Source organism: Comamonas sp. HJ-2, assembly GCF_053615495.1.
The window spans coordinates 54,397-76,010 of record NZ_JBSIFD010000016.1; the positions used below are offsets into that span (position 1 = coordinate 54,397).

Consider the following 21,614-nt stretch of genomic DNA (forward strand, 5'->3'; position numbering starts at 1 on the left):
TAGCGCCGCACGCAACAGAACCCTCACAGCCAGTTCCGGATTTCACTTGTATGCAAAGTCCCGTCACCCCTGTACGCAAAGCGCCGCTCTGGCTGCTGGTCATGGTCACCATTGCCGGCACCATGGCCATGCATATGTTCATCCCGGCTCTGCCCGATGCTGCTCGCCACTTCGGCGCCAGCAGCGGACAGATGCAGCAGACCATCACCGTCTACATCCTCGGCCTGGCACTGGGCCAGCTGATCTACGGCCCCATGTCGGATGCACTGGGTCGCCGCCCTCTGTTGCTGGTCGGACTGTGTCTCTACACCGTCGCCAGCCTTGCGGCCTTTCTGGCCCCCAGCGCGAATATGCTGATTGGCGCACGCCTGATTCAGGCTCTGGGCGGCTGTGCCGGCCTGGCACTGGGCCGCGCCATTGCCCGCGACACTGCGACACCGGAAACCGCCGTGGGCAGTCTGGCCTTGCTCAATCTCATGATGATGATTGGCCCGGGCATCGCCCCCTCCATAGGCTCGGGGCTGGATGCCCTGTTTGGCTGGCGCATCATTTTTGCGGTGCTGGCGCTCATGGGCGCGCTGACGGCCATCGGAGTCTGGCGCCTGCTTCCTGAGACCGGTCACCCCACCGGCAAGCTGAACTGGCGCACCGTGCGCAATGACTATCGAACCTTGCTGGGTTCACCCCAGTTTCTGGGCTTCGCCATAGGCGGCGGTAGCGCCACCACATCCATGTACGCCTTTATTGCTGCAGCGCCGTTCATCTTCATCGAGCAGTTGCACACCAGCAAGGCGCAGCTTGGAATCTACCTCGGGGTGCTGATGGCCGGCATGGCAGCAGGCAATGCGCTGGCACGCCAGCTCATCAAACGCTGGCCACTGGAGCGGCTGATACTGGGCGGCAATATATTGAGCCTGGGCTGTGCGGCTGCACTGGTAGTCCTGACGCTGCTGCAGCTGATCAACGTACCCGCTGTCGTGACATTGATGCTGCTGTTTACCTTGGGTTCCGGCATGACCAGCCCCGCCGCACTCTCCAAGGCTCTGGGCGTGCACAGCGATTTGACGGGATCGGCCGCCGGAGTCTATGGCTTCACGCAAATGGCCGTGGGCGGTCTGTGCACGCTGGGAGCCAGCCTGGGTGGCAGCCCGGCGCTATCGGCTTTTACAGTGCTGCTGATTGCCTGCATCGTGGGTCAGTTGGGCTTTCGCAGCGCGCTCAAGATGAAACCGGCCTCTAGCGCTTGATGGAAAATCGTAAACAGCTATATATTCAGTAGCAAACAGATTCAAGGAGCACCATGTCATCCATCGCCCAAAGCTGGCAGCGCATCGGCGCCTGGTATGCCCAGAACACACCCAAAGACACTCTGGTCTTGGCCGATGGCGCCAGCGAGGCAGAAATTGCCGAGCTGGAAACCGCCCTGGGTCAGCGCCTGCCGGACGATGTGCGTGAGTCACTGGCCCTGCACAACGGCGCGGCCAATGAGGCCTATCTGCTGTACTTTGGCGAGCTGCTGTCCACACAGCGCATGCTGGAGGTCTGGCAGATGTATGCGGACATGCAAAAGAGCGAAGGCTGGGGGCTTGGCCCGGACTACAACCCCGACTATCTGCAAGGCCCCCTGCGCCCCGTGTACTGGGATGCACTGCGTGTTCCCCTGACCGACAACTGCGGCGATGGCGCCATGCTGGACCTTGCGCCAGCGGCTGGTGGCCATGCGGGCCAGATCATCGAGTTTGATCACGAGGGAGGCCCCAAGGGCGTGTTTGCACCCAGCTTCTCGGCCTGGCTGGCGCTGCTGGCCGACGAGCTGGAGCAAGGCAAACATGTCTATATCGAAGACGCAGGCTGTGTGGCACCGCCGGGCACCTGGTGAAAATCGGCGGTCAAGGCCTGCACGGCATCGTCCACGCTCCAGGCTGAATAGCAGTCGGGGTTGAGCCCCGGCATCTGCACGCGCTGCAGCAGCTCGCGCAGACTGTCCTTGACGCGGGCCAGCCGCAGCAGCACCCCGGCTTGCTGCAGCTGACACGCCAGCTCGCCCAGTGCCTCAATGCCGGTGCTGTCCAGATCAGGGCTTTCTTCCAGACTCAGCACCACGGCATGCACATCTGCAGCTTGCGCCACGCGCGCGCGGATATCGCTCATCACAGCCTCGGCATTGCCAAAGAACAGGCTTTCCTCGGGCCGCAGAATCAGCAGACCCGGCACAGGCTGCGCTTCTGGGTGGCGCTGGCGGTCCACAAAATCATGGCTGCCCACCAGCCGCCCCAGCTCGCTGACATGGGACTGGGCCATGCGCTTGAGCAGCATCACAATGCTGACCACCATGGCCAGCAGCAGGCCATCAAGCACACCCAGCACAATCACGGCAGCAAAAGCTGTGAGCGCCACGGCGCGATCACGCTGCCAGATGAAATAAGGCTGCAGCGTGCGCCAGTTGAGCGAATGCGCCACCGCATGAATGACGATGGCGGCCAGCAAGGGCTCAGGGATTCGCTCCATCCAGGGCAGCAACTGCCACACCAGCACGGCCACCACGGCGCAGGCAATCAGGCCTGCGGCCTTGGTCTGCGCGCCAGCCACCTCATTGGCCGAGCTGGCCGAAAACCCTGCCCCCACAGGCAGGCCCTGAAACAGGGCCGAGGCCATATTGGCGCCGCCCAGCGCCAGCAGATCGCGGTTGCTGTTCACCCCATCGCCATGGCGCAGCGCCAGCGAGCGGATGGAGCTGTATGACTCGGCATACAGAATCAGGGCCAGCGCCACAGCCAGCTGCCCCACGCGCAGCCAGTCGCTCCAGTCCAGCGCAGGCAGGGCCAGATGCGCAGCACCCAGTTGCAGCGAACCCACAGGCGCTATGCCCCAGCTCCTGCAAAAGCCCAGTGCATCGAGCGCAATGCCCGCCGCAATCACCAGCAAAGCACCGGGCACGGCCTTCCACCGTGCCAGAAGCCGCAGCGCCAGCAAGGCCACAAGCAGCATGGTCAGGCCATACCAGTTCCAGCGCGGTAGCAGCGCGATCAAGTCCCAGCTGAAATGCAGAAAGTCGCTATGCGCGGGATGCACGCCCACAGCCAGTGGCAGTTGCTTGACCACAATGGTCAGCGCCAGACCAATGGCAAAGCCGCGCAGCACGGGCTTGGCAATGAATTGCGAGATGCCGCCCAGCCGCAGCAGGCCCGCCAGCACAAACATCACCCCAGCCACCAGCACCATGGCCACACCCATGAGCGCGCGATGATCGGCCGAGACATGCAGCACCGAGCCCGTGGCCGCCAGCAGCACAGCCGCTGAGGATGAGGTCGACGACACAATCGCAAAGCGGCTGGTACCGAGCAGCCCATAGACCAGCAAGCCCGCAAACAGCGCAATCACCCCGGCCTGGGGCGGCGCACCGGCAATGCCAGAATAGGCCACGGCCTCGGGCAGCAGCAGCCCCGCGATAGACAGGCCCGCAATCCAGTCCGCGCCCGCAAGCATCCAGCGCGCAGTCATAAAGGCTTGTGCAGATTGCTGGTCACACCTGACCAGCCGGGCAAGAACTGCGCCTTGACGCTACGGGCCAGCGCAACAGCCTCCACGACCGCAGACTCAGGCAAGCCCAAACCGCCACTGCTGCGCAAATCCGCCTTGCGAAACAGAGGCCGGTAGAAATCAGCCCAGAGGAACTCGGTATAAGGCGAGGCATCCTTGGCATAACCACCGGCCTTGCGCACCTCCCCCGCCAAGCTGCGATACGGGTCATCCCTAAGCTGGCTCAGTTGCTGGGGGATCTGCGAAAACTCGCAACGCCGCCCCTTCTCGTCATAAGGGTGCGCCCAGTGGTGGAACTCCATGACGCGCCAAAACATCTCCGCGCCCTGTTCGCTCAGATCGGCCAGTTGCATGACCCAGACGGTTTTGACCGCTTCTTGCATCAGCGCCAGTCCCAGATGATGGTGATCCACGATGAAAAACCGGCCCTGAGGACCTTTCACGGCAGGAAACCAGTGACTGAGCAACAGTTTGTCGCGAGCCTTGGATTTCAGCTGAGCCCATTGAGAGCGTTTGAGCGACACTTCGGCAGCCCCCACCGTCATCTGCGTGGGCCGTAGATCCGAAACCGAAACCTGCTCCAGGTGCTGCTGTGCGGGCATGCCGACTCCAGTCATCAACGATGTCGCATTGTGTGCAAACCCTGGACAAAAAGAAAAGAGCCCGGCAGGCGGGCTCTTTTCAGTACGAAACCGGCTTACAGATTGCCGACCATCTGCTCGGGCACGACCCACTGGTCGAACTGCTCGGCCGTCACATGGCCGCTGGCAATGGCCGCGTCTCGCAGGCTGCTGCCCTCCTTGTGCGCCTTCTTGGCAATATAGGCTGCCTTGTCGTAACCGATATGCGTGTTGAGCGCTGTCACCAGCATCAGCGAACGGCCTACCAGTTCGTCAATGCGCGCGCGGTTGGGCTCTATACCCACGGCGCAGTGATCGTTGAAACTGACCATGCCGTCGGCCAGCAGGCGCACGCTTTGCAGGAAGTTGTGCGCCACCATGGGGCGGAACACATTGAGCTCGAAGTTGCCCGAGGCTCCGCCGAAATTGATGGCCACATCGTTGCCGAACACCTGGGCGCAAAGCATGGTCACGGCTTCGGACTGCGTGGGATTGACCTTGCCCGGCATGATGGACGAACCCGGCTCGTTCTCCGGGATCGAGATTTCGCCCAGGCCGCTGCGCGGCCCGGATGCCAGCCAGCGCACGTCGTTGGCGATTTTCATCAGGCTTGCAGCCAGCGTCTTGAGAGCTCCATGTGCATAAACCAAGCCGTCGCAGCTCGCCAGAGACTCGAACTTGTTGGGCGAGGTGACAAACGGGGAGCCTGTCAGTCTGGCCAGTTCCGCCGCCACGCCTTCGGCATAGCCCTTGGGGGCATTCAGCCCCGTACCCACGGCCGTCCCCCCCAGGGCCAGCTCATACAGATGCGGCAATGCAGCCCGCACATGGGCTTCGCCATGGGCCAGCTGGGCCACCCAGCCGGATATTTCCTGACCCAGCGTCAGCGGCGTGGCATCCTGCAAATGCGTGCGACCGATCTTGACGATATCGGCAAAGGCTTCGCTCTTGGCCAGCAGCGTGACACGCAGCTTGGCGATGGCAGGCAGCAACTTGTGTTCGATGGCCGTCACCGCCGCCACATGCATGGCCGTGGGATAGACATCGTTGCTGGACTGGCTTTTGTTCACGTCGTCATTCGGGTGCACCAGACGGGCTTCACCGCGCTCGCCGCCCATCAGCTCGCTGGCCCGATTGGCCAGCACCTCGTTGACGTTCATATTGGTCTGGGTGCCGGAACCTGTCTGCCAGACCACCAGGGGGAACTCATCGGGGTGCTTGCCCGCGAGCACCTCATCGGCGGCCGCATTGATGGCTCTGGATTTTTTCTCGTCCAGCAGACCCAGCGCCTGGTTGACGCTGGCGGAGGCCTTTTTGACCTGCGCCAGCGCAGCAATGATTTCACGCGGTTGCTGCTCGCCGCTGATGTCAAAATTCTGCAGCGAGCGCTGCGTCTGCGCGCCCCAGAGCTTGTTGGCGGGTACATCGATCAGGCCAAAAGTGTCTTTTTCCTGGCGGGTGACTGTCATGGAATCGCTCCTTGCAATACAACTCGGCGCAGCTGGCTGAAGAAATCTGGCTGCCGTTGGCCGCAAACGGAAGTCGACCCACCGCCAGGCAGGCCACTCCCACAACCGGTCCATGCTAGCTCAGCCCGGCAGGCGGCAAGCACAATCGAGGCAACACCCCTGCGCCGGCAAGGCCAGAAATACATAGTTACATTAAATCAATGTCGGACAAAGAATCCGACCGGCCTTGCTGGCCCGCCACATCAATGTTCACTGATCTTTCCACCCCCATCGCCACCACCGTCATGACATCAAGTTACAGCACGATGATGGTGTGTGTCTCCATCGTCATCGCGGTATTTGCCTCTTTTGTGACGCTGGGTCTGGCCCGTCGCATGCGCATGGCCTCGGGCAGAATCGGACGCATCTGGTGGGCCATCGGCGCCATGGTGATGGGCACGGGGGTCTGGGCCATGCACTTCATCGGCATGCAGGCGTTTGAGCTGCCCATCACCCTGGGTTACAGCGGTGCTCTGACGCTGGCATCCTGGGTCGCGGCAGTCGCGGCATCGGCATTGGCCTTTGGAGTGGCAACCAGGGCCGAATACCGCTGGCCTCATTTTCTGGGCGCCTCGCTGCTCATGGGCGGCGGCATCTGCGCCATGCACTATCTGGGCATGCTTGCCATCGAGATGTCCATCCCGATTGCTTGGGACTGGCCGCTGGTGGCGGCCTCCGCTCTGATCGCAGTACTGGCCTCGGCCACGGCGCTGACTCTGTTTCGCGCGCTGTTTTCGCTCTCCGGCAAGCGGCTGTGGTTGTTCCAGACATTGGCGGCACTGGTCATGGGCTTTGCAATCTGTGGCATGCACTACACCGGAATGTCGGCAGCCAGCTTTGCCAGCGGCTCGGTCTGCCTGAGTGCGGAAGCCCTGAGCGGCCCCGAGCTCACCACCATCATCATCATCACCACGGTCATGCTGCTGATTGCGGCGATGTTCAGCACCTTGCTCGATGCGCGCCTGCAAAGCACAGCCTTCAAGCTCAATCAATCGCTGCAGGAAGCCAATGCCAAGCTGCAGCTGGCCAATACCGAGCTGCGCCAGCGCGCCTTTGCCGATCCGCTGACCAATCTGCCCAACCGGCTGCTGTTCGAAGACCGCCTCATCCATGCCCTGCTGCGCCTGGAGCGCGCCAACCGATCACGAATCAAGGAGCGGCTGGGAATCTTGTTTGTGGATCTGGACGGCTTCAAGCCCATCAACGACTCCTTCGGTCATGCAGCAGGCGACCAGATCCTCGTCAGCGCGGCCGAGCGCCTCATGGCGGAAGCCCGCAGCAGCGATACCGTGGCCCGCGTGGGCGGGGATGAGTTCCTGGTGCTGCTGGAGGACACCCAGGACGTGGCCGCCTGCATGGCGGTGGCCAATCGCATTCTCAAGGCGCTTAGTCAGCCCTTTCGCCTAGGCAACAAGGAGCTGCAGATCACCTGCTCCATCGGCATCGTGGCCTTTCCCGACCATGGTGACCGCGACCACCTGATCGCCAACGCAGACGCCGCCATGTACGCAGCCAAACGCAATGGTGGCAACGGTTTTGCAGTGTTCGAGCCGCATATGGGCAGCGATGCATCCGAGCAGCTGGAGCTGCAAAACGACCTGCGCCACGCCATTCAGCGCGGTCAGATGGAGTTGCATTACCAGCCCAAGATCGACAGCGAGCGCGGCAACATCATCGGGGTCGAGGCGCTGCTGCGCTGGGCTCACCCCGAACGCGGCATGATTGCCCCGGACATCTTCATTCCCCTGGCCGAGCGCTTCGGCATCATCAACAGCCTGGGCAACTGGGTGATCGAAGAAGCCTGCCGCCAGCTGGCCCTGTGGCGCGATATGGGACTGCAGATGCGGGTGGCGATCAATCTTTCCGTGCACCAGCTGCGCGAAAGCGGCCTGGCAGATCGCATCACCCAGACGCTGCTGCGCCACGACGTACAGGCCAGCCAGCTGCTCTGCGAGATCACCGAATCCGTGGCCATGGAAGACACCCAGGCCACGCAGCGCGCAATCGAGGAGTTGCGCGACATCGGCATCTTTCTCTCTATCGACGACTTTGGCACCGGCTACTCCAGCCTCAACTATCTGCGTCAGTTGCCCGCGCAGCAGCTGAAGATCGACCGCAGCTTCATCCGCGACCTGGAAACCGAGGAAGATGCCCGCGCCGTGGTCCATGCCGTCGTGCGCCTGGCCCATGCCCTGGGCCTGCGTGTGGTGGCCGAGGGTGTGGAAACTGCGGGTCAGCGGGACATCCTGATCGACATGCAATGCGATGAGCTTCAGGGCTACTTCTACGCGCGCCCCATGCCGGCGGACAGCCTGCTGGCCTGGGCAAGAGGCGATCGCCGAGGTGGTCAGGCCGATTTCTCGGCCTCCATCCTCGGCGCACTGACCGGCTGAACGCCACACAGCACCCACCAGTCATATATAAGACTGGTGGGTTATGGCTGCAAGAATTGTCGTCTGGACCGATAATCGATGGGTTTACCGTGCGCGCCCCACGCGTACAGATTGCAACCCCCGAGAAGCTTCACGATGACCACCTCCATCCGCCAGCAGGACCTGATCGATTCGATCGCAGGTGCCCTCCAGTACATCAGTTACTACCACACGCCGGATTTCATCCAGCATCTGGCCCGCGCCTATGAACGCGAGCAAAGCCCTGCGGCCAAGGATGCGATGGCACAGATCCTGACCAACTCCAAGATGGCGGCCACCGGCCAGCGCCCCATCTGCCAGGACACCGGCATCGTCAACGTGTTCCTGAAAGTGGGCATGGACGTCAAGTGGGAAGGCTTCACCATGGGGTTGGAAGACGCCATCAATGAAGGCGTACGCCGTGGCTACAACCACCCCGACAACACGCTGCGCGCCTCCGTCGTGGCCGATCCCCAGTTCAAGCGCAAGAACACCAAGGACAACACCCCCGCCGTGATCAATGTGCAGATCGTGCCTGGCGACAAGGTGGACGTGACCGTGGCCGCCAAGGGCGGCGGCTCAGAGAACAAGTCCAAGATGATCATGATGAACCCCAGCGACAACATCGTGGACTGGGTTCTGAAGACCGTCCCCACCATGGGCGCAGGCTGGTGCCCGCCCGGCATGCTGGGTATTGGCATCGGCGGCACGGCTGAAAAGGCCGTCCTGCTGGCCAAGGAAAGCCTGATGGAAGACCTCAATATGTACGAGCTGCAGCAAAAAGCTGCCAGCGGTGCAGAGCTCGATGACGTGGAAAAGCTGCGCCTGGAACTGTTTGAAAAGATCAACGCCCTGGGCATAGGCGCCCAAGGCCTGGGCGGCCTGACCACGGTGCTGGACGTCAAGATCAATATGTACCCCACGCACGCGGCCTCCAAGCCCGTGGCCATGATTCCCAACTGCGCCGCCACGCGCCACGCCCACTTCGTGATGGATGGATCAGGCCCCGTGCACCTGGATGCCCCCTCGCTGGACACCTGGCCCAAGATCGACTGGCACCCCGACTACAACAAGTCCAAGAAGGTCGACCTTAACAATCTGACCAAGGAAGAAGTGGCCAGCTGGAAGCCCGGCGACACACTGCTGCTCAATGGCAAGATGCTGACCGGCCGAGACGCCGCCCACAAGCGCATCCAGGACATGCTGGCCAAGGGCGAGAAACTGCCCGTGGACTTCACCAACCGCGTGATCTACTACGTAGGCCCCGTGGACCCTGTGCGCGACGAAGTGGTCGGCCCAGCAGGCCCCACCACGGCCACCCGCATGGACAAGTTCACCGACATGATGCTGTCGCAGACCGGCCTGATCTCGATGATCGGCAAGTCCGAGCGCGGCCCCGTCGCCATCGAGGCCATCAAGAAGCACAAGAGTGCCTATCTGATGGCCGTGGGCGGCGCCGCCTACCTGGTCTCCAAGGCCATCAAGCAAGCCAAGGTCGTTGGCTTCGAAGACCTGGGCATGGAAGCCATCTATGAATTCGACGTGGTCGACATGCCTGTGACCGTGGCCGTGGATGCCGGCGGCACCAGCGCCCACATCACCGGCCCCGCCATCTGGAAGGAAAAGATCGCGACCGGGGAATTCAAGGGCATTGAAGTGGCCGGCGTGTAATCACCCGTCAGGCCCTGCCTTGAAGAACCGCCTTTGGGCGGTTTTTTCATGCCCGATCGCCTGGACAGCGGCTGCAGCAGGGCCATTGGCCGTTTCCCCGGCTCTTTCTCTATTTGCGGCATAGTCGAGGCAGAATTTTTGTGAACCCATTCCAAGCCATGCAAATCCGAGCAGAACTCCCCGCCGACGCCCAGGCCATCGAGCAAGTGACGATACAGGCCTTCAAGGACGCACCGCATACCAACCACACCGAGCAATTCATCGTGCGTGAGTTGCGCGCAGCCGGGGCGCTTGCCCTGTCCCTGGTCGCAGAGATTGACGAGCAAATCGTCGGGCATGTCGCCATCTCTCCCGTCACCATCAGTGACGGCAGCCTGCACTGGTTTGGCCTGGGCCCCATCTCCGTCATTCCCCAAGAACAGCGACAGGGTATCGGCAGTGCACTCATGCAGGCAGCCATCAGCGCTCTGCAAGCGCAGTCTGCGCGGGGATGCGTGCTGCTTGGCGATCCGGACTACTACCGGCGCTTTGGTTTCAGGACGGTGCCGGGCCTGGTGCTGCCCGGAGTGCCTGCCGAGTACTTTCAGGCCCTGACTTTCGAAGGCCTGCCGCCGCAAGGCGAGGTGAGTTATCACAGGGCCTTCAACGCCCTGGACTGAGCCTGCCGGTTTTTACCGTCTGTCGGCTCGGCGGCGAGGCGGCATCCGCTCTCGGCCATCGGCGCAGCACCGATGACAAAGCCGATGTGCTGGCCAATCCGACATTGGGCACACCGCCGCCATCAGCAAGCAAAGCTTTCGGGGTTCACGGCAACGCGATGCCTAGTCTTCATCGAAATCAGGGCTTCTTGGTAAATACGAGACACAGATACCAAGCATGCTAATTAAGATATGCGACAGAGTGGGTATTTGTCTGACGCCGTCCAGAATGATTTGCATCGCAAGCACAAGGAGTTCAGCATGAGCCATGTCGCAGCAAAGATGGTGACCGGTGCGCTGGTGGCGCTCTCGGGCTTTGCTTCCGCACAGACTCAGCAGCCATCGGCTGCGCCCAAACCGCTGCCCTCCCCTGCGACTCAGGTACTGGTCCCCCAGGGAGTCTATGCGCAGATCGACACCAGACTGGGGCAGGAGGCTCTTCGCTTGCTGTCGCAGGGGACGCCTCAGCAGCAGCAAGCCGTGCTCGAGCGCGTACGCGCCGCGCCCGAGCGCTTTCAACCGCCCGTGTTCTATGTGCTGTCGCAAACACTGTTCAAGGCAGGTCTGCGGGACGAGGCTGCCTTCTGGTTCTACGCCGGCCAGCTGCGTGCCCGCTTCGACGCCAATCGCTGTGCCGACACCACTGCCAGACAAGCGGTCGATGTGATGAATCAGAGCTATGGAGCCCCCATCAACCGCCATCTGTTTCAGGACCTGGACAAGGCTCAGGAGTTGATCGCCAAGGTTGTGGACTGGGATCGCCGCACACCCCACGCCTACGACCCGCACTGGATCAATCTGCACGGTATGCAGGCGGTGCAGGCCTCCCGGGACCCGCAACTGGCCGCCAGGCTGACAATGGAATCGCTGAGCCTGCCAGCCGCGCAGTGGCCTAGCCTGGCCGAGCAGACGCGCACCAAGTATCTACAGGGCTTTCAGGAAGCCATCAGCCAGCTCAAAGCCGAATCAAAGTCCAAGTGAACGATCGCTGCCGACCCGCCGAAATCCAAGTCCAAGGGCCTATATCCCTTATGTAGAAATCGCTTGCGGCTACTTTTTTGAATAATCTTCCGGCAAGACTCCACGCAAGCTTGATAGCGCCCCTATTGGCGCATGCCCTGTTTGCTCTACGATGACTCAGACCTCTGCACCCTGGGCCACTGCAATGCCACTCAGAAGGAGTCCTCATGCACAAGCTTTTTGCGCTGTCGATGACCACCGCCCTCGTCGCCTTGCTGACTGCCTGCCTGGTACCTGAGCGCTTCTCCGCCAGCGTGGAAGTGCAGGCCGATGGCAGCTACAGCTACCGCTTTGACGGCACGGTGGTGAATGCCCTGGCCGTGATGAAGCTCAGAAAACAAGGCGTGCTGAGCGAGAAAGACCACCAGGAGCTGGCGGCGCAAGCGCAGCAACTGAGCCGCGAACCCGAGGTCAGGAAAGCCGTCTACAAAGGCAATGCGCGCTATGCGCTGGAGATTGCCGGCCAGCGAAAGCCCGGTGAAGGTCTGCGATTGCTGGACATGTTCACCGTGCAGACCGACAGGAATGGCGTGATGACGATTGCCGCCAAGCCGCTCAAGGACAAGGAAAAGAGAGACTTCGCGCAACTGGGCATCACCATGAATGGCAGCCTGAAAGTCAGCCTGCCCGGCAATGCCGAGGTGCTCTCGCAAAACGCCAGCTCCACCCCCACGCTGGGCATGGGCGCATACAGCTGGAAAATCGGCGGCCTGAACGTGCGACCCGAGATCAGGCTGCGCTTCAGGCCGTGAAGGCTGTCGCAGTGCTCGGACTTGGCATTTCGGGAGAAGATGCCTGTACGATTTCCCGTGTCTGCCCGCCAAGCCCCTCATGACCCCAAACCTTCCATCGACAGCCCCGCAACGGCCTTTTTCCCAGGCCTGCGAAAACAATCAGGCCCCTATTTTCGAGGTGCTGAAGTCCGCTTTTCAGCACAGCCGGCATGTGCTGGAGATAGGCTCCGGCACCGGGCAGCACAGCGTGTACTTCGCTCCGCGCCTGCCGCAGTTGATCTGGCAGACCAGCGACCTGGCCGACAGTCATGCAGGCATCCAGGCCTGGCACGCCGCCCATGGAGCACCCAATCTGCTTGCTCCGCTGGAGTTCGACCTGGCGACCGATGCCTGGCCCGCAACCAAGGATCCATCAGGCTTTGATGCCGTCTATACCAGCAACACCTGCCATATCGTGGCCTGGCCGCTGGTGCAGCGCATGTTTGATCTGGTGGGCTCGCACTTGCCCGAAGGCGGCGTGTTTGCCATCTATGGTCCGTTCAACTACGGCGGCCACTTCACCAGCGACAGCAACCGCGCCTTCGACGCCTGGCTGCGCCAGCGTGATGCGCGCAGCGGCCTGCGCGACTTTGAAGCCATCGTGGCGCTGGCCGCAGAGCACGGCATGGAGTTGCAGCTCGACCAGGCCATGCCGGCCAATAACCGTACGCTGGTATTTCGCAAACGCTGAACTCTTACACCATGGCCGCCATCTTTGCCTACCAATGCAGCAAATGCGATCAGATTCACGAAGGATCGCCGAGCTTTGCTTTCGATGCCCCAGCACCCTACCGACGCCTGAGCGAGCAAGAGCGCGAGGAATGGGCCGAGCTTAGCGACGAGCTCTGCGTCATCGCCCACCCCGAAGGCACGCAATACTATGTGCGCGCCATTCTGGAAGTGCCGATCCATGGCCTGGACGAGCCCTTTCTCTGGGGCATCTGGGTGTCGGCCAGCGAAGCCAGTTTTCACCGCTATCTGGACTCCTTCGACAAACCTCCCGAAGACCCGATTTTCTTTGGCTGGCTGTCCAATCTGATTGCCGTCTACCCCACGCAGGAATCACGCCCGGCCGATGTGCATATCCAGGCCGACGGCACACGCCCGCGCGTGGTGCTGCACCGCTGCGACAAGGAGAGCGATGCACTGGTCGTCGATCAGCATGAAGGCATTTCGATCGCGCGTGCCCAGCAACTGGCCGAGCAATCGCTGCATGGCATTGAAGCCGAACCAGGCCCAAGCACTGGCTCATCAAGAACTATCTTCATGCATTGATGGGCAACAAAAAACCGCCAGAGGAAAATCTTCTGGCGGTTTCTGGCCGTTTGATGATCAGGCGCGACTGTTTATCCGTTGTTCCAGCCGGTCTGGTAGAACTGCTGGATGAAGGACCAGGCCTCGGCCGGATCGTCGGTGTAGCGGAACAGGTTCAGATCCTTGGCGGAAATGGTGCCCTCTTCCACCAGCACATCGAAGTTCAGCACCCGCTTCCAGAACTCCGTGCCGAACAGGATCACGGGCACGGGCTTGCTCTTGTGGGTCTGCACCAGCGTCAGCACTTCAAAAAGCTCGTCCATGGTGCCGAAGCCGCCAGGGAAGGCCACCAGCGCCTTGGCGCGCATCATGAAGTGCATTTTGCGCAGTGCAAAGTAGTGGAACTTGAAACTCAGCCCCGGCGTGATGTAGGGGTTGCCATGCTGTTCATGCGGCAGATAGATGTTCAGCCCCACATTGGGAGCACCCGCATCATGCGCGCCGCGGTTGGCGGCCTCCATGATGCCGGGGCCGCCGCCCGTGCAGATGTAGAAGCGCTCGCTGGGCGCCTGCTTCATGCCTTCGGTCGCCACGATGCGCGCGAAGGCGCGTGCCGCCTCATAGCGCTCGGCATTGCGCATGCCGCGTTCGGCCAGCGCCATGCGCTGGGTATCGCCGCTGGCCTTGGCTTGCGCAAGCTGCTCGCGCGCCTGCTCCATATCCACAAAACGCGCGCTGCCGTAGACAACCACAGTGTGCTCGATGCCGCGCTCGATCTGGGTCAGATCGGGCTTGAGCATTTCCAGCTGCATGCGGATGCCACGGGTTTCGCGGCGGAACATGAACTCCGGATCGGCGAATGCAAGGCGGTTGGATTGAGGTTCCAGCTCTTTGCCGTTATGGGCCTGGTTGTGCAGCTCGGCCCAGGCATTGGCCAGATCGGTATCGGACAGGGGTGAAGAAATTTGCATGGACCCTCGGTTCTTAGAATGCTGAGCAGCACGGACTACAGCCATCCCTAAAGATTTCGTAGCGCTGACCGCCCATCCGTCAAGTACTTCAAGCTCAAATGCACCTGTAGTGCAGATGATGCTTGCACTATACGCTCACAAAGCTATAGCCCTGGAGAGTATTTCGCCTCTAAACGCTGAAGCAGTTTGCCGCAATAGTGGCAAATGGTCTGCCAGCTTAACGGCTGAACCCGATGCTCCAGCTGAGCATACCCATGTAGGTCATGAACAGAGAGCCGACCAGATGCACACAGGCCCAGCCCAGAGCAGCGACCAGGCGCTGCTGCTGCAGCAGGCCGATGACCTCGGCCGAGTAGCTGGAAAACGTGGTCAGAGCCCCGAGAAAGCCGGTGATGATGGCCAGTTTCCAGGCTGGATCCAGCTGGGGCATGGCCTGAAACAGCGCGATGAAGACGCCGATCAGATAGCCGCCGATCAGATTGGCGGCAAGAGTGCCCCAGGGCATGCTGGCTCCGGCACTCAGCCACAGTCCCAGCCCCCAGCGCGACAGGGCGCCCAGGCAGGCACCGATGCAGATGGCAACAATATTGAGCATGGCTGCCAATCTAGCGCAAGACGACCGCCCTGAAGGGCTTGGACTCCAAGGATTTCAGACTTTGTTCGCCACCGGCTTTTCGTCGGCCTCGGCGGCCTCTTCTTCGTCCAGGGGTTCGTTGCGCACCAGGTTGCTGAGCGTGGGCGGTACGCTCTCTCCTGCCCGGCGCGAGCGAAACAGCGCTGCGCGCATGAGGAAGATGGTGGTGATGGGCACGGTCACGGCAATGAAGATGGCAATCAGCACCGAGTGCATGACAAAGCCCTGGCCGCTGACGGAAAAGTAGATCCAGGTGGCATGCATGATGAGCCAGCAGCCCATGGTGGCGATGATGGAGGGTGCGTGCACGCGCTCGAAATAGCTTTTGAGCCGCAGCAGTCCTACGGAGCCCATGAGAGCAATCAGCGAACCACCGAAGACCAGGGCCGCCACCAGAATCTGGGCCCACAGCGGCAGATCCACGCCAATGACCTCGGTACTCATTCGATCACCTCGCCGCGCAACAGGAACTTGGCCATGGCCGTGGAGCCGACGCAGCCGAACAGAGCCACCAGCAAGGCCGCCTCGAAATAGTTGGTGCTGTCATACAGAATGCCCATGACCAGCATGGCCAGCATGCCGTTGAGATACATGCAGTCCAGCGCCAGCACGCGATCTTGCGCATGCGGCCCCTTGAGCAGGCGCAGCACCGAGCAGCCCATGGCCGCCAGCAGCATGACCAGAGATGCCATCAGCACCCAATAAAACCAGGGATTCATTCAAAAATCTCCATCAGCAGGCTCTCGTAGCGGGACTTCACAAAGTCGGCCAGCTGCTTGGCATCCTCCACCTCCAGCGCATGCAGCAGCAGCATGGAGCGGTCACGCGAAATTTCGGCCCAGGACGTGCCCGGCGTCAGACAGACGATCATGGCCAGTACTGCCAGCCCGTTGGGATCGCGCAGCTCGAGCGGAATATGGACAAAGGCCGCCGGGTGCTTGCGCATGCGCGGCAGCAGCAGAAAACGCACCACATTGAAATTGGAGACCGAGGTGTCGCAGACCACACGGAATGCCAGTTTGAGAATGCTCAGCGGGTGACTGACCCGCACCGGCAAGGGGCGCAGGCCGCGCAGCAGCACGGGGATCAGCAGGCCCAGGATCAGGCCCAGCAAGATCTGGCCGGCACTGACCGAGCGGTTGAGCAACAGCCACAGCACCAGCAGAGCTACCGACAGCAGCGGTGCCGGGAAGATGGATTTCATGATGTTCTTCATGGGCGGCCCTCCTCTTTCTGAGCCGAGGCTGCGGTCTGGGTAGCGGCCTCCTGTGCAGCTTCGCTTTCATCGCCGATACCGGGGACGGGCTCTGCCTGCATTTCCAGTGCTGCAGCACGTGCCGCCGCCTCGGGACCCGCAGCCTCCTGAGCCTTCTTCTCCTTGGGCGCAGGTACCGGAGCAAGACCCAGGACGGTACGCACATAGACATCGGGCGAATGCAGTGCATTGGCCGCTCGCTGGGTATAGCGCATCACATCATCGGCCTTGACCGTCAACACCACACAGCACAGCAGCAGTGCAACGATGGGCAGGCCTTCCGCCACCTTGAGTGATGGCGCGCTCTGCTCCGGATTGGCCCAGAAATGTCGGATGCCGGCGCGCGTGAGTGCCACCAACGCCATCAGACCGGTGATGATGAGCAGGGCCACCATGCTCCAGCCCAGCGGACCGGCCTTCACACCACTGGATGTACCCATGCCCAGCGGGTTGAGCAGACTGGTCAGCATGGCGAACTTGCCGAGAAAGCCGGACAGAGGCGGCAGTCCCGAGATCAGCAAGGTGCAGACCATGAAGCTCAGACCCAGAAAAGCCGCCGCTGCCGGGAAGGCCCGGCCGATCATGAGCTCTTCATCATCGTCGAGATTGAAGCCTTCGGTGGGCAACAGCTCTGCATTGAGGAATGGCGCTTCATCGTCCTCATAGGGCTCGCCCGCGTCATCATCCACGCGCCAGCGGTCCACCACATCGGCGATCAGGAATAGGGCCGCAACTGCCAGCGTGGAGCCCGGCAGGTAATACAGCAGGCCGGCGGTCAGCAGATTCTGGCCAAAACCCGTCGCGGCCAGCAGGGTGCCGGACGAAAGAATGGCGGCGAAGCCCGCCAGATGGGTCAGCCGTTGCGAGCCCAGCATGCCTATCGCACCAAAGGCCATGGTCAGCATGCCGCCCACGATCAGCCAGGTACTGCCAAACAGGGCCGATGCCCCGGCTTCCGAGCTGAACAGCAAGGTCCACAGGCGCAAGATGACATAGACCCCCACCTTGGTCATGAGCGCAAACAAGGCTCCCACCGGCGCAGTCGCCGCGCTGTAGCCAGGCACCAGCCAGAAATTCAGCGGCCACAGCGCCGCCTTGATCAAAAATGCCGTGCCCAGCACACCCGCTGCCGCATGCAGCAGGCCGCGGTCTGCGTCCTGCACTTGCGGAATGGCGCGGGCCAGATCGGCCATATTGAGCGTTCCGGTAATGCCGTAGAGCATGGAGACGCCGATCAGGAACAGCGAAGACGCGGCCAGATTGATGGCGATATAGTGAAGACCGGCCTGAATGCGCGTGCTGCCGGAACCATGCAGCAGCAAACCGTAAGAGGCTGCCAGCATGATCTCGAAGAACACAAACAGATTGAACAGATCGGCCGTGATGAAGGCACCGCTGAGCCCCATCAGCTGCAGCTGGAACAAGGGGTGGAAGTGCACCCCGGCCTTGTGCCAGCGCGCAGCGGAAAACACCAGCGCCGCCAGTGCCACCACATAGGTGACCAGCAGCATCAGAGCAGTCAGCCTGTCCAGCGCCAGCGCGATGCCAAAGGGCGCCGGCCAGTTGCCGGGCATATAGACCGACATGGTGACGGCAGAGCCCGCCTGGTTGGTCCAGCCCAGCAGCATGACCACGATCACCAGACTGATCGTGGTGGACAGGATGTTCATGCCCAGCTTCAGGCGCTGACGCTCTTCACGCAAAAACAGCATCAGCGCTGCCGTCAGCATGGGCAGCATGATGGGAGCCAGCATCAGGTGCGGCATCAGATGCTCAATCCACCCGGTCATAGCATTTCCTGTTCGGTACGCGAGTGCACGCCATCCACATGGTCGTTTCCAGAAGCGCCGCGCGATGCCAGCAGCACGACCAGGAACAGCGCCGTCATGGCAAAGCCGATGACGATGGCGGTCAGCACCAGGGCCTGAGGCATGGGGTCTGCATAGTGCGACAAATCGGTCGGTACACCGTTTTGCAACACCGGCACCTTGTTGATCGACAGGCCCTGACGCCCCATGGAGAAGATGAACAGATTGACGGCATAGGACAGCAGCGCCAGCCCCATGATGACCTGGTAGCTACGCGGGCGCAGCAGCAGCCAGACGCCCGAGCCGGTGAGCACACCGATGGCAATGGCCAGAACGATTTCCATTACATACCTCCCCTTGCCAGTGCTGCAGCTGTAGCTGCCTGCACCTCGGCCTCGGCCTTCTTGGCCTCTTGTTCCTGCTCTTCCAGCAAGCGCGCATGAAAGCGGTGTCCGCGCACCGATTGGTGGGCTATCGCCGTCAGGATCAGCATGGTGGATCCCACCACCAGCGCAAACACGCCAATATCGAAGAACGTGGCGCTGGCGAGATGCACATGCCCCACCAATGGCAGCGAAAAGTCAAAGCTGTGGCTGGTCAGGAAGGGGTAGCCAACGGCCACCGACCCCAGGCCCGTGCCCAGTGCAAAAAGCAGGCCCGCGGCAATCCAGCGACGCGGATACAGCGGCAGATGCGCCTCCACCCAGTGCGTGCCCGAGATGATGTATTGCATCAGCAAGGCGACCGAAAACACCAGCCCCGCCACAAACCCGCCGCCGGGCTGGTTATGGCCGCGCACAAAGATATAGGCCGCCACCAGCGTCGCAAACGGCAGCAGCAGTCGCACCAGCACGGCTGGCACCATCAGGTAGCCCACGGCTGTATCGCTGGCATTGCGCGGGTTGAGCAGGTCGGTCTGCAAATCGCCAGGCACATAACGCTGCTGCTCCGGGATGTCCATGGCCTCGCGTGCCGGACGGAAGCGGCGCAGCAGCGCATAGATGACGATGGCCACAATGCCCAGCACCACGATTTCGCCAAAGGTGTCGAAGCCGCGGAAATCCACCAGCATCACATTGACCACATTGGTGCCGCCACCGCCGCCCAGCGCGTTTTCAAGGAAGAAGGTGGAGGTGCTTTCATAGAAAGGCCGGCTCATCATGGCAAATGCCAGCCAGGCCATGCCACCACCGGCAATCAGCGACAGCACCAGATCGCGCAGGCGGCGTGCCTTGGCCCTGGCATCGGCGTTATCGGCCGTGCGCATATTCTTATCCCGCTTGGGCAGCCAGCGCAGCCCCAGCAGGATCAGCACCGTGGTGGCGACTTCCACCACCAGTTGAGTCAGAGCCAGATCGGGGGCCGAGAACCAGAGGAAGGTCAGCACCGTGCACAGGCCCGTGCCGCCGAGCATGATCAATGCGGTCATCCGGTGGTACTTGGCTTTCCAGGCCGTGCCCAGCGCACACAGGCAGCCAATTGCCCAGAGCAGGACAAAAGCCGAAGACACGGGCAAAGTGCCGCGATTGCCCAGCTTCATGCCCCATAGCCACATTGGCAATGCTGCCGCCACCAGAGCAACGCAGACCAGCCACAGCATCTGCCACTGCAGGCGGCGCGTGGACAGATTGCGGCGCCCCGCCCGGCCCAGCCAGGTGATGCGAGCCAGCAGATTCTCAAAAATCCTGCGACCGCTGACACGGCCCAGCACGGGCGTCGTATCAAAGTGTCCGACCGTGCGCTGCCAGCGCAGCATGGTGTAGAGCAAGATACCGCCGGCCAGCGCCACCAGACTCATGATGAGCGGCATATTCCAGCCATGCCAGATGGCCAGGCTGTACTGCGGCAAGTCACCTCCTACGACTGGAGTTGCAGCGACAGCCAGAAAACCGCCCACCGCCCAGGCCGGGAAAATGCCGACGATCAGGCAAGCCAGCACGAGCAGCTCCACCGGTACACGCATCCAGTGCGGCGGCTCGTGCGGCTCGTGAGGGAGATCGTTTGCCTGGGGCCCAAAAAAGACATCGAACGTAAAGCGCAGCGAATAGGCCACGCTGAACATGCCCGCCACGGTCGCAACCACGGGCAGCACAGTCTTGACCCAGGGTGCTGCATCCAGATAGACGGTCTCGGCAAAGAACATTTCCTTGGAGATGAAGCCGTTGAGCAAGGGCACACCGGCCATGGCGGCACTGGCCACACAGGCCAGCGTGGCCGTGATCGGCATCATGAAGCGCAGGCCCGACAGGCGCCGGATGTCACGCGTGCCGCTTTCATGGTCCACAATGCCCGCCGCCATGAACAGCGAAGCCTTGAAGGTCGCGTGATTCATGATGTGAAATACCGCCGCCACGGCAGCCAGCTTGCTGTTCAGGCCCAGCAGCAAGGTAATTAGCCCCAGATGCGAGATCGTTGAATAAGCCAGCAAACCCTTGAGATCATGCTGGAACATCGCGCAATAACCGCCAATCAGCAGCGTCATGGCACCGGCTCCGCCGACCAGCCAGAACCATGCATCGGTGTCTGCCAGCACCGGCCACAGCCGTGCCAGCAGAAACACGCCGGCCTTGACCATGGTGGCCGAGTGCAGATAGGCCGACACGGGCGTGGGAGCCGCCATGGCGTTTGGCAGCCAGAACTGAAATGGAAATTGGGCACTTTTCGTTAGTGCACCAAGCAAAATCAGCACCAATGCCAACAGATAGAGGTGACTATCGCGAATCTGCTGCCCTGCTGCCAGAACGTTGTCGAGGTCATAGCTGCCTACGATATGACCCAGTACCAGCATGCCCACCAGCATGGCCAGCCCGCCCGTTCCCGTGACCGTCAAAGCCATGCGTGCGCCCCGGCGCGCATCCTTGCGGTGATACCAGTAGCCGATCAGCAGGAACGAAAAAAGACTGGTCAGTTCCCAGAAAAATACCAGTTGAATGATGTTTCCCGAGAGCACCACCCCCGCCATGGCCCCCATGAAGGCCAGAAAAAACGAGAAAAAGCGCGGTACAGGATCAGTGGGCGACATGTAGTAGCGCGCGTAAAGCACCACCAGCGCACCAATGCCAAAGACCAGCATGGAGAACAGCCAGGCGAACCCGTCCATGCGGATCACCAGATTCAGCCCCAGCGCCGGCAGCCAGGAAATCTCCTGCCTGAGCACCGCTCCATCGGCCATTTCCGGGAACAGCATCCCTACCTGAATTGCGCATATCAGCGCAATGACACCCGCGAGTGTTGATTCAGTATTGCGCGCATTCGCAGGCAATAAAGCAGCCAGAAGGCTGCCTGCAAAAGGTAGGAGGATGAGGTATATCAAGGGCATGGGCGGATCATTCTAGAGGTTGACGTTATTTTTTCCGCTATAAAAACCTGAGCATTTCACAGACTTTAGACCACAGTTCACCTTTAGTTGATGACAGAAAATCCATCAAAACAGCGGGTTGCATGCAGATAA

20 protein-coding genes are annotated in these 21,614 nt (G+C 61.5%); 9 read left to right on the forward strand and 11 right to left on the reverse strand.

Annotated features, from left to right (window positions below; translation table 11 throughout):
• Positions 1 to 50: 50 nt before the first annotated feature.
• Positions 51 to 1,247 carry a multidrug effflux MFS transporter gene (locus tag ACWGXF_RS14555; RefSeq protein ID WP_054074728.1) on the forward strand — a complete coding sequence of 399 codons (1,197 nt, stop codon included), beginning with the start codon at positions 51 to 53 and terminating at the stop codon, positions 1,245 to 1,247.
• Between the two features lie 53 nt (positions 1,248 to 1,300).
• Positions 1,301 to 1,879: an SMI1/KNR4 family protein gene (locus ACWGXF_RS14560; protein ID WP_256630032.1), complete on the forward strand. Its 579-nt coding sequence runs from the start codon at positions 1,301 to 1,303 to the stop codon at positions 1,877 to 1,879.
• On the opposite strand, the gene ACWGXF_RS14565 is transcribed toward ACWGXF_RS14560, so the two are convergent.
• The 3 genes from ACWGXF_RS14565 to fumC all read right to left on the reverse strand — a co-directional run bounded on the left by ACWGXF_RS14565 (position 1,834) and on the right by fumC (position 5,629).
• Positions 1,834 to 3,501: a SulP family inorganic anion transporter gene (locus ACWGXF_RS14565; RefSeq protein WP_003061058.1), complete on the reverse strand. Its 1,668-nt coding sequence runs from the start codon at positions 3,499 to 3,501 to the stop codon at positions 1,834 to 1,836. The two genes, ACWGXF_RS14560 and ACWGXF_RS14565, sit on opposite strands and share 46 nt — an antisense overlap.
• The gene (locus ACWGXF_RS14570; RefSeq protein ID WP_452102057.1) at positions 3,498 to 4,142 is read right to left on the reverse strand and encodes a ParB-like protein; all 645 of its coding nucleotides are present in this window, start codon (positions 4,140 to 4,142) and stop codon (positions 3,498 to 3,500) included. The genes ACWGXF_RS14565 and ACWGXF_RS14570 overlap by 4 nt, the downstream gene beginning before the upstream one ends.
• Before the next feature lie 95 nt (positions 4,143 to 4,237).
• The gene (fumC, locus tag ACWGXF_RS14575; RefSeq protein ID WP_003061054.1) at positions 4,238 to 5,629 is read right to left on the reverse strand and encodes a class II fumarate hydratase; all 1,392 of its coding nucleotides are present in this window, start codon (positions 5,627 to 5,629) and stop codon (positions 4,238 to 4,240) included.
• A gap of 245 nt (positions 5,630 to 5,874) precedes the next feature.
• Here fumC and ACWGXF_RS14580 point away from each other — a divergent pair, with 245 nt between their 5' ends.
• The 7 genes from ACWGXF_RS14580 to ACWGXF_RS14610 all read left to right on the forward strand — a co-directional run bounded on the left by ACWGXF_RS14580 (position 5,875) and on the right by ACWGXF_RS14610 (position 13,516).
• The gene (locus tag ACWGXF_RS14580) at positions 5,875 to 8,061 is read left to right on the forward strand and encodes a putative bifunctional diguanylate cyclase/phosphodiesterase (RefSeq protein ID WP_256630031.1); all 2,187 of its coding nucleotides are present in this window, start codon (positions 5,875 to 5,877) and stop codon (positions 8,059 to 8,061) included.
• Between the two features lie 135 nt (positions 8,062 to 8,196).
• Positions 8,197 to 9,750: a fumarate hydratase gene (locus ACWGXF_RS14585; RefSeq protein WP_003061052.1), complete on the forward strand. Its 1,554-nt coding sequence runs from the start codon at positions 8,197 to 8,199 to the stop codon at positions 9,748 to 9,750.
• A gap of 158 nt (positions 9,751 to 9,908) precedes the next feature.
• On the forward strand, positions 9,909 to 10,409 hold the full coding sequence (locus ACWGXF_RS14590; RefSeq protein WP_256630030.1) for a GNAT family N-acetyltransferase: 501 nt from the start codon (positions 9,909 to 9,911) through the stop codon (positions 10,407 to 10,409).
• Positions 10,410 to 10,709: 300 nt separating this feature from the next.
• On the forward strand, positions 10,710 to 11,429 hold the full coding sequence (locus ACWGXF_RS14595; protein WP_202788274.1) for a hypothetical protein: 720 nt from the start codon (positions 10,710 to 10,712) through the stop codon (positions 11,427 to 11,429).
• A gap of 206 nt (positions 11,430 to 11,635) precedes the next feature.
• On the forward strand, positions 11,636 to 12,220 hold the full coding sequence (locus tag ACWGXF_RS14600; RefSeq protein WP_256630029.1) for a hypothetical protein: 585 nt from the start codon (positions 11,636 to 11,638) through the stop codon (positions 12,218 to 12,220).
• Positions 12,221 to 12,299: 79 nt separating this feature from the next.
• On the forward strand, positions 12,300 to 12,932 hold the full coding sequence (locus ACWGXF_RS14605; protein WP_256630028.1) for a DUF938 domain-containing protein: 633 nt from the start codon (positions 12,300 to 12,302) through the stop codon (positions 12,930 to 12,932).
• 11 nt (positions 12,933 to 12,943) lie between these two features.
• Entirely contained in the window at positions 12,944 to 13,516 is a 573-nt protein-coding gene (locus ACWGXF_RS14610; RefSeq protein ID WP_256630027.1) for a DUF2199 domain-containing protein, read from the forward strand.
• Positions 13,517 to 13,587: 71 nt separating this feature from the next.
• Here ACWGXF_RS14610 and ACWGXF_RS14615 read toward each other — a convergent pair whose 3' ends face one another.
• From ACWGXF_RS14615 to ACWGXF_RS14650, 8 genes are all read right to left on the reverse strand, one after another.
• A complete protein-coding gene (locus ACWGXF_RS14615; RefSeq protein WP_003078213.1) occupies positions 13,588 to 14,466 on the reverse strand; it encodes an LOG family protein in 879 nt (292 codons plus the stop codon).
• A 217-nt stretch (positions 14,467 to 14,683) separates the two neighbouring features.
• On the reverse strand, positions 14,684 to 15,061 hold the full coding sequence (gene crcB / locus ACWGXF_RS14620) for a fluoride efflux transporter CrcB (RefSeq protein WP_003061043.1): 378 nt from the start codon (positions 15,059 to 15,061) through the stop codon (positions 14,684 to 14,686).
• A 54-nt stretch (positions 15,062 to 15,115) separates the two neighbouring features.
• Complete coding sequence (gene mnhG, locus ACWGXF_RS14625) at positions 15,116 to 15,544, reverse strand: monovalent cation/H(+) antiporter subunit G (RefSeq protein ID WP_012837551.1); 429 nt, start codon at positions 15,542 to 15,544, stop codon at positions 15,116 to 15,118.
• On the reverse strand, positions 15,541 to 15,819 hold the full coding sequence (locus tag ACWGXF_RS14630) for a K+/H+ antiporter subunit F (protein WP_003057255.1): 279 nt from the start codon (positions 15,817 to 15,819) through the stop codon (positions 15,541 to 15,543). Before ACWGXF_RS14630 ends, mnhG begins: the two co-directional genes overlap by 4 nt.
• Positions 15,816 to 16,316 carry a Na+/H+ antiporter subunit E gene (locus tag ACWGXF_RS14635; protein ID WP_003061039.1) on the reverse strand — a complete coding sequence of 167 codons (501 nt, stop codon included), beginning with the start codon at positions 16,314 to 16,316 and terminating at the stop codon, positions 15,816 to 15,818. Before ACWGXF_RS14635 ends, ACWGXF_RS14630 begins: the two co-directional genes overlap by 4 nt.
• Entirely contained in the window at positions 16,313 to 18,145 is a 1,833-nt protein-coding gene (locus ACWGXF_RS14640) for a monovalent cation/H+ antiporter subunit D (protein WP_039049282.1), read from the reverse strand. The genes ACWGXF_RS14635 and ACWGXF_RS14640 overlap by 4 nt, the downstream gene beginning before the upstream one ends.
• On the reverse strand, positions 18,142 to 18,507 hold the full coding sequence (locus ACWGXF_RS14645; RefSeq protein ID WP_003061035.1) for a Na+/H+ antiporter subunit C: 366 nt from the start codon (positions 18,505 to 18,507) through the stop codon (positions 18,142 to 18,144). The genes ACWGXF_RS14640 and ACWGXF_RS14645 overlap by 4 nt, the downstream gene beginning before the upstream one ends.
• Positions 18,507 to 21,482: a monovalent cation/H+ antiporter subunit A gene (locus ACWGXF_RS14650; RefSeq protein ID WP_034361100.1), complete on the reverse strand. Its 2,976-nt coding sequence runs from the start codon at positions 21,480 to 21,482 to the stop codon at positions 18,507 to 18,509. The genes ACWGXF_RS14645 and ACWGXF_RS14650 overlap by 1 nt, the downstream gene beginning before the upstream one ends.
• Between the last annotated feature and the right edge of the window lie 132 nt (positions 21,483 to 21,614).

What these genes read in the sequence shown, in the direction of transcription:
- ACWGXF_RS14555 (WP_054074728.1), top strand. Translation starts at nt 51, where the DNA reads ATGCAAAGTCCCGTCACCCCTGTACGCAAAGCGCCGCTCTGGCTGCTG.
- ACWGXF_RS14605 (WP_256630028.1), top strand. Translation starts at nt 12,300, where the DNA reads ATGACCCCAAACCTTCCATCGACAGCCCCGCAACGGCCTTTTTCCCAG.
- ACWGXF_RS14630 (WP_003057255.1), bottom strand. Translation starts at nt 15,819, where the DNA reads ATGAATCCCTGGTTTTATTGGGTGCTGATGGCATCTCTGGTCATGCTG.
- ACWGXF_RS14580 (WP_256630031.1), top strand. Translation starts at nt 5,875, where the DNA reads ATGTTCACTGATCTTTCCACCCCCATCGCCACCACCGTCATGACATCA.
- mnhG (WP_012837551.1), bottom strand. Translation starts at nt 15,544, where the DNA reads ATGAGTACCGAGGTCATTGGCGTGGATCTGCCGCTGTGGGCCCAGATT.
- ACWGXF_RS14615 (WP_003078213.1), bottom strand. Translation starts at nt 14,466, where the DNA reads ATGCAAATTTCTTCACCCCTGTCCGATACCGATCTGGCCAATGCCTGG.
- ACWGXF_RS14600 (WP_256630029.1), top strand. Translation starts at nt 11,636, where the DNA reads ATGCACAAGCTTTTTGCGCTGTCGATGACCACCGCCCTCGTCGCCTTG.
- crcB (WP_003061043.1), bottom strand. Translation starts at nt 15,061, where the DNA reads ATGCTCAATATTGTTGCCATCTGCATCGGTGCCTGCCTGGGCGCCCTG.
- ACWGXF_RS14565 (WP_003061058.1), bottom strand. Translation starts at nt 3,501, where the DNA reads ATGACTGCGCGCTGGATGCTTGCGGGCGCGGACTGGATTGCGGGCCTG.
- ACWGXF_RS14645 (WP_003061035.1), bottom strand. Translation starts at nt 18,507, where the DNA reads ATGGAAATCGTTCTGGCCATTGCCATCGGTGTGCTCACCGGCTCGGGC.
- ACWGXF_RS14635 (WP_003061039.1), bottom strand. Translation starts at nt 16,316, where the DNA reads ATGAAGAACATCATGAAATCCATCTTCCCGGCACCGCTGCTGTCGGTA.
- fumC (WP_003061054.1), bottom strand. Translation starts at nt 5,629, where the DNA reads ATGACAGTCACCCGCCAGGAAAAAGACACTTTTGGCCTGATCGATGTA.
- ACWGXF_RS14570 (WP_452102057.1), bottom strand. Translation starts at nt 4,142, where the DNA reads ATGCCCGCACAGCAGCACCTGGAGCAGGTTTCGGTTTCGGATCTACGG.
- ACWGXF_RS14585 (WP_003061052.1), top strand. Translation starts at nt 8,197, where the DNA reads ATGACCACCTCCATCCGCCAGCAGGACCTGATCGATTCGATCGCAGGT.
- ACWGXF_RS14560 (WP_256630032.1), top strand. Translation starts at nt 1,301, where the DNA reads ATGTCATCCATCGCCCAAAGCTGGCAGCGCATCGGCGCCTGGTATGCC.
- ACWGXF_RS14650 (WP_034361100.1), bottom strand. Translation starts at nt 21,482, where the DNA reads ATGCCCTTGATATACCTCATCCTCCTACCTTTTGCAGGCAGCCTTCTG.
- ACWGXF_RS14595 (WP_202788274.1), top strand. Translation starts at nt 10,710, where the DNA reads ATGAGCCATGTCGCAGCAAAGATGGTGACCGGTGCGCTGGTGGCGCTC.
- ACWGXF_RS14610 (WP_256630027.1), top strand. Translation starts at nt 12,944, where the DNA reads ATGGCCGCCATCTTTGCCTACCAATGCAGCAAATGCGATCAGATTCAC.
- ACWGXF_RS14640 (WP_039049282.1), bottom strand. Translation starts at nt 18,145, where the DNA reads ATGACCGGGTGGATTGAGCATCTGATGCCGCACCTGATGCTGGCTCCC.
- ACWGXF_RS14590 (WP_256630030.1), top strand. Translation starts at nt 9,909, where the DNA reads ATGCAAATCCGAGCAGAACTCCCCGCCGACGCCCAGGCCATCGAGCAA.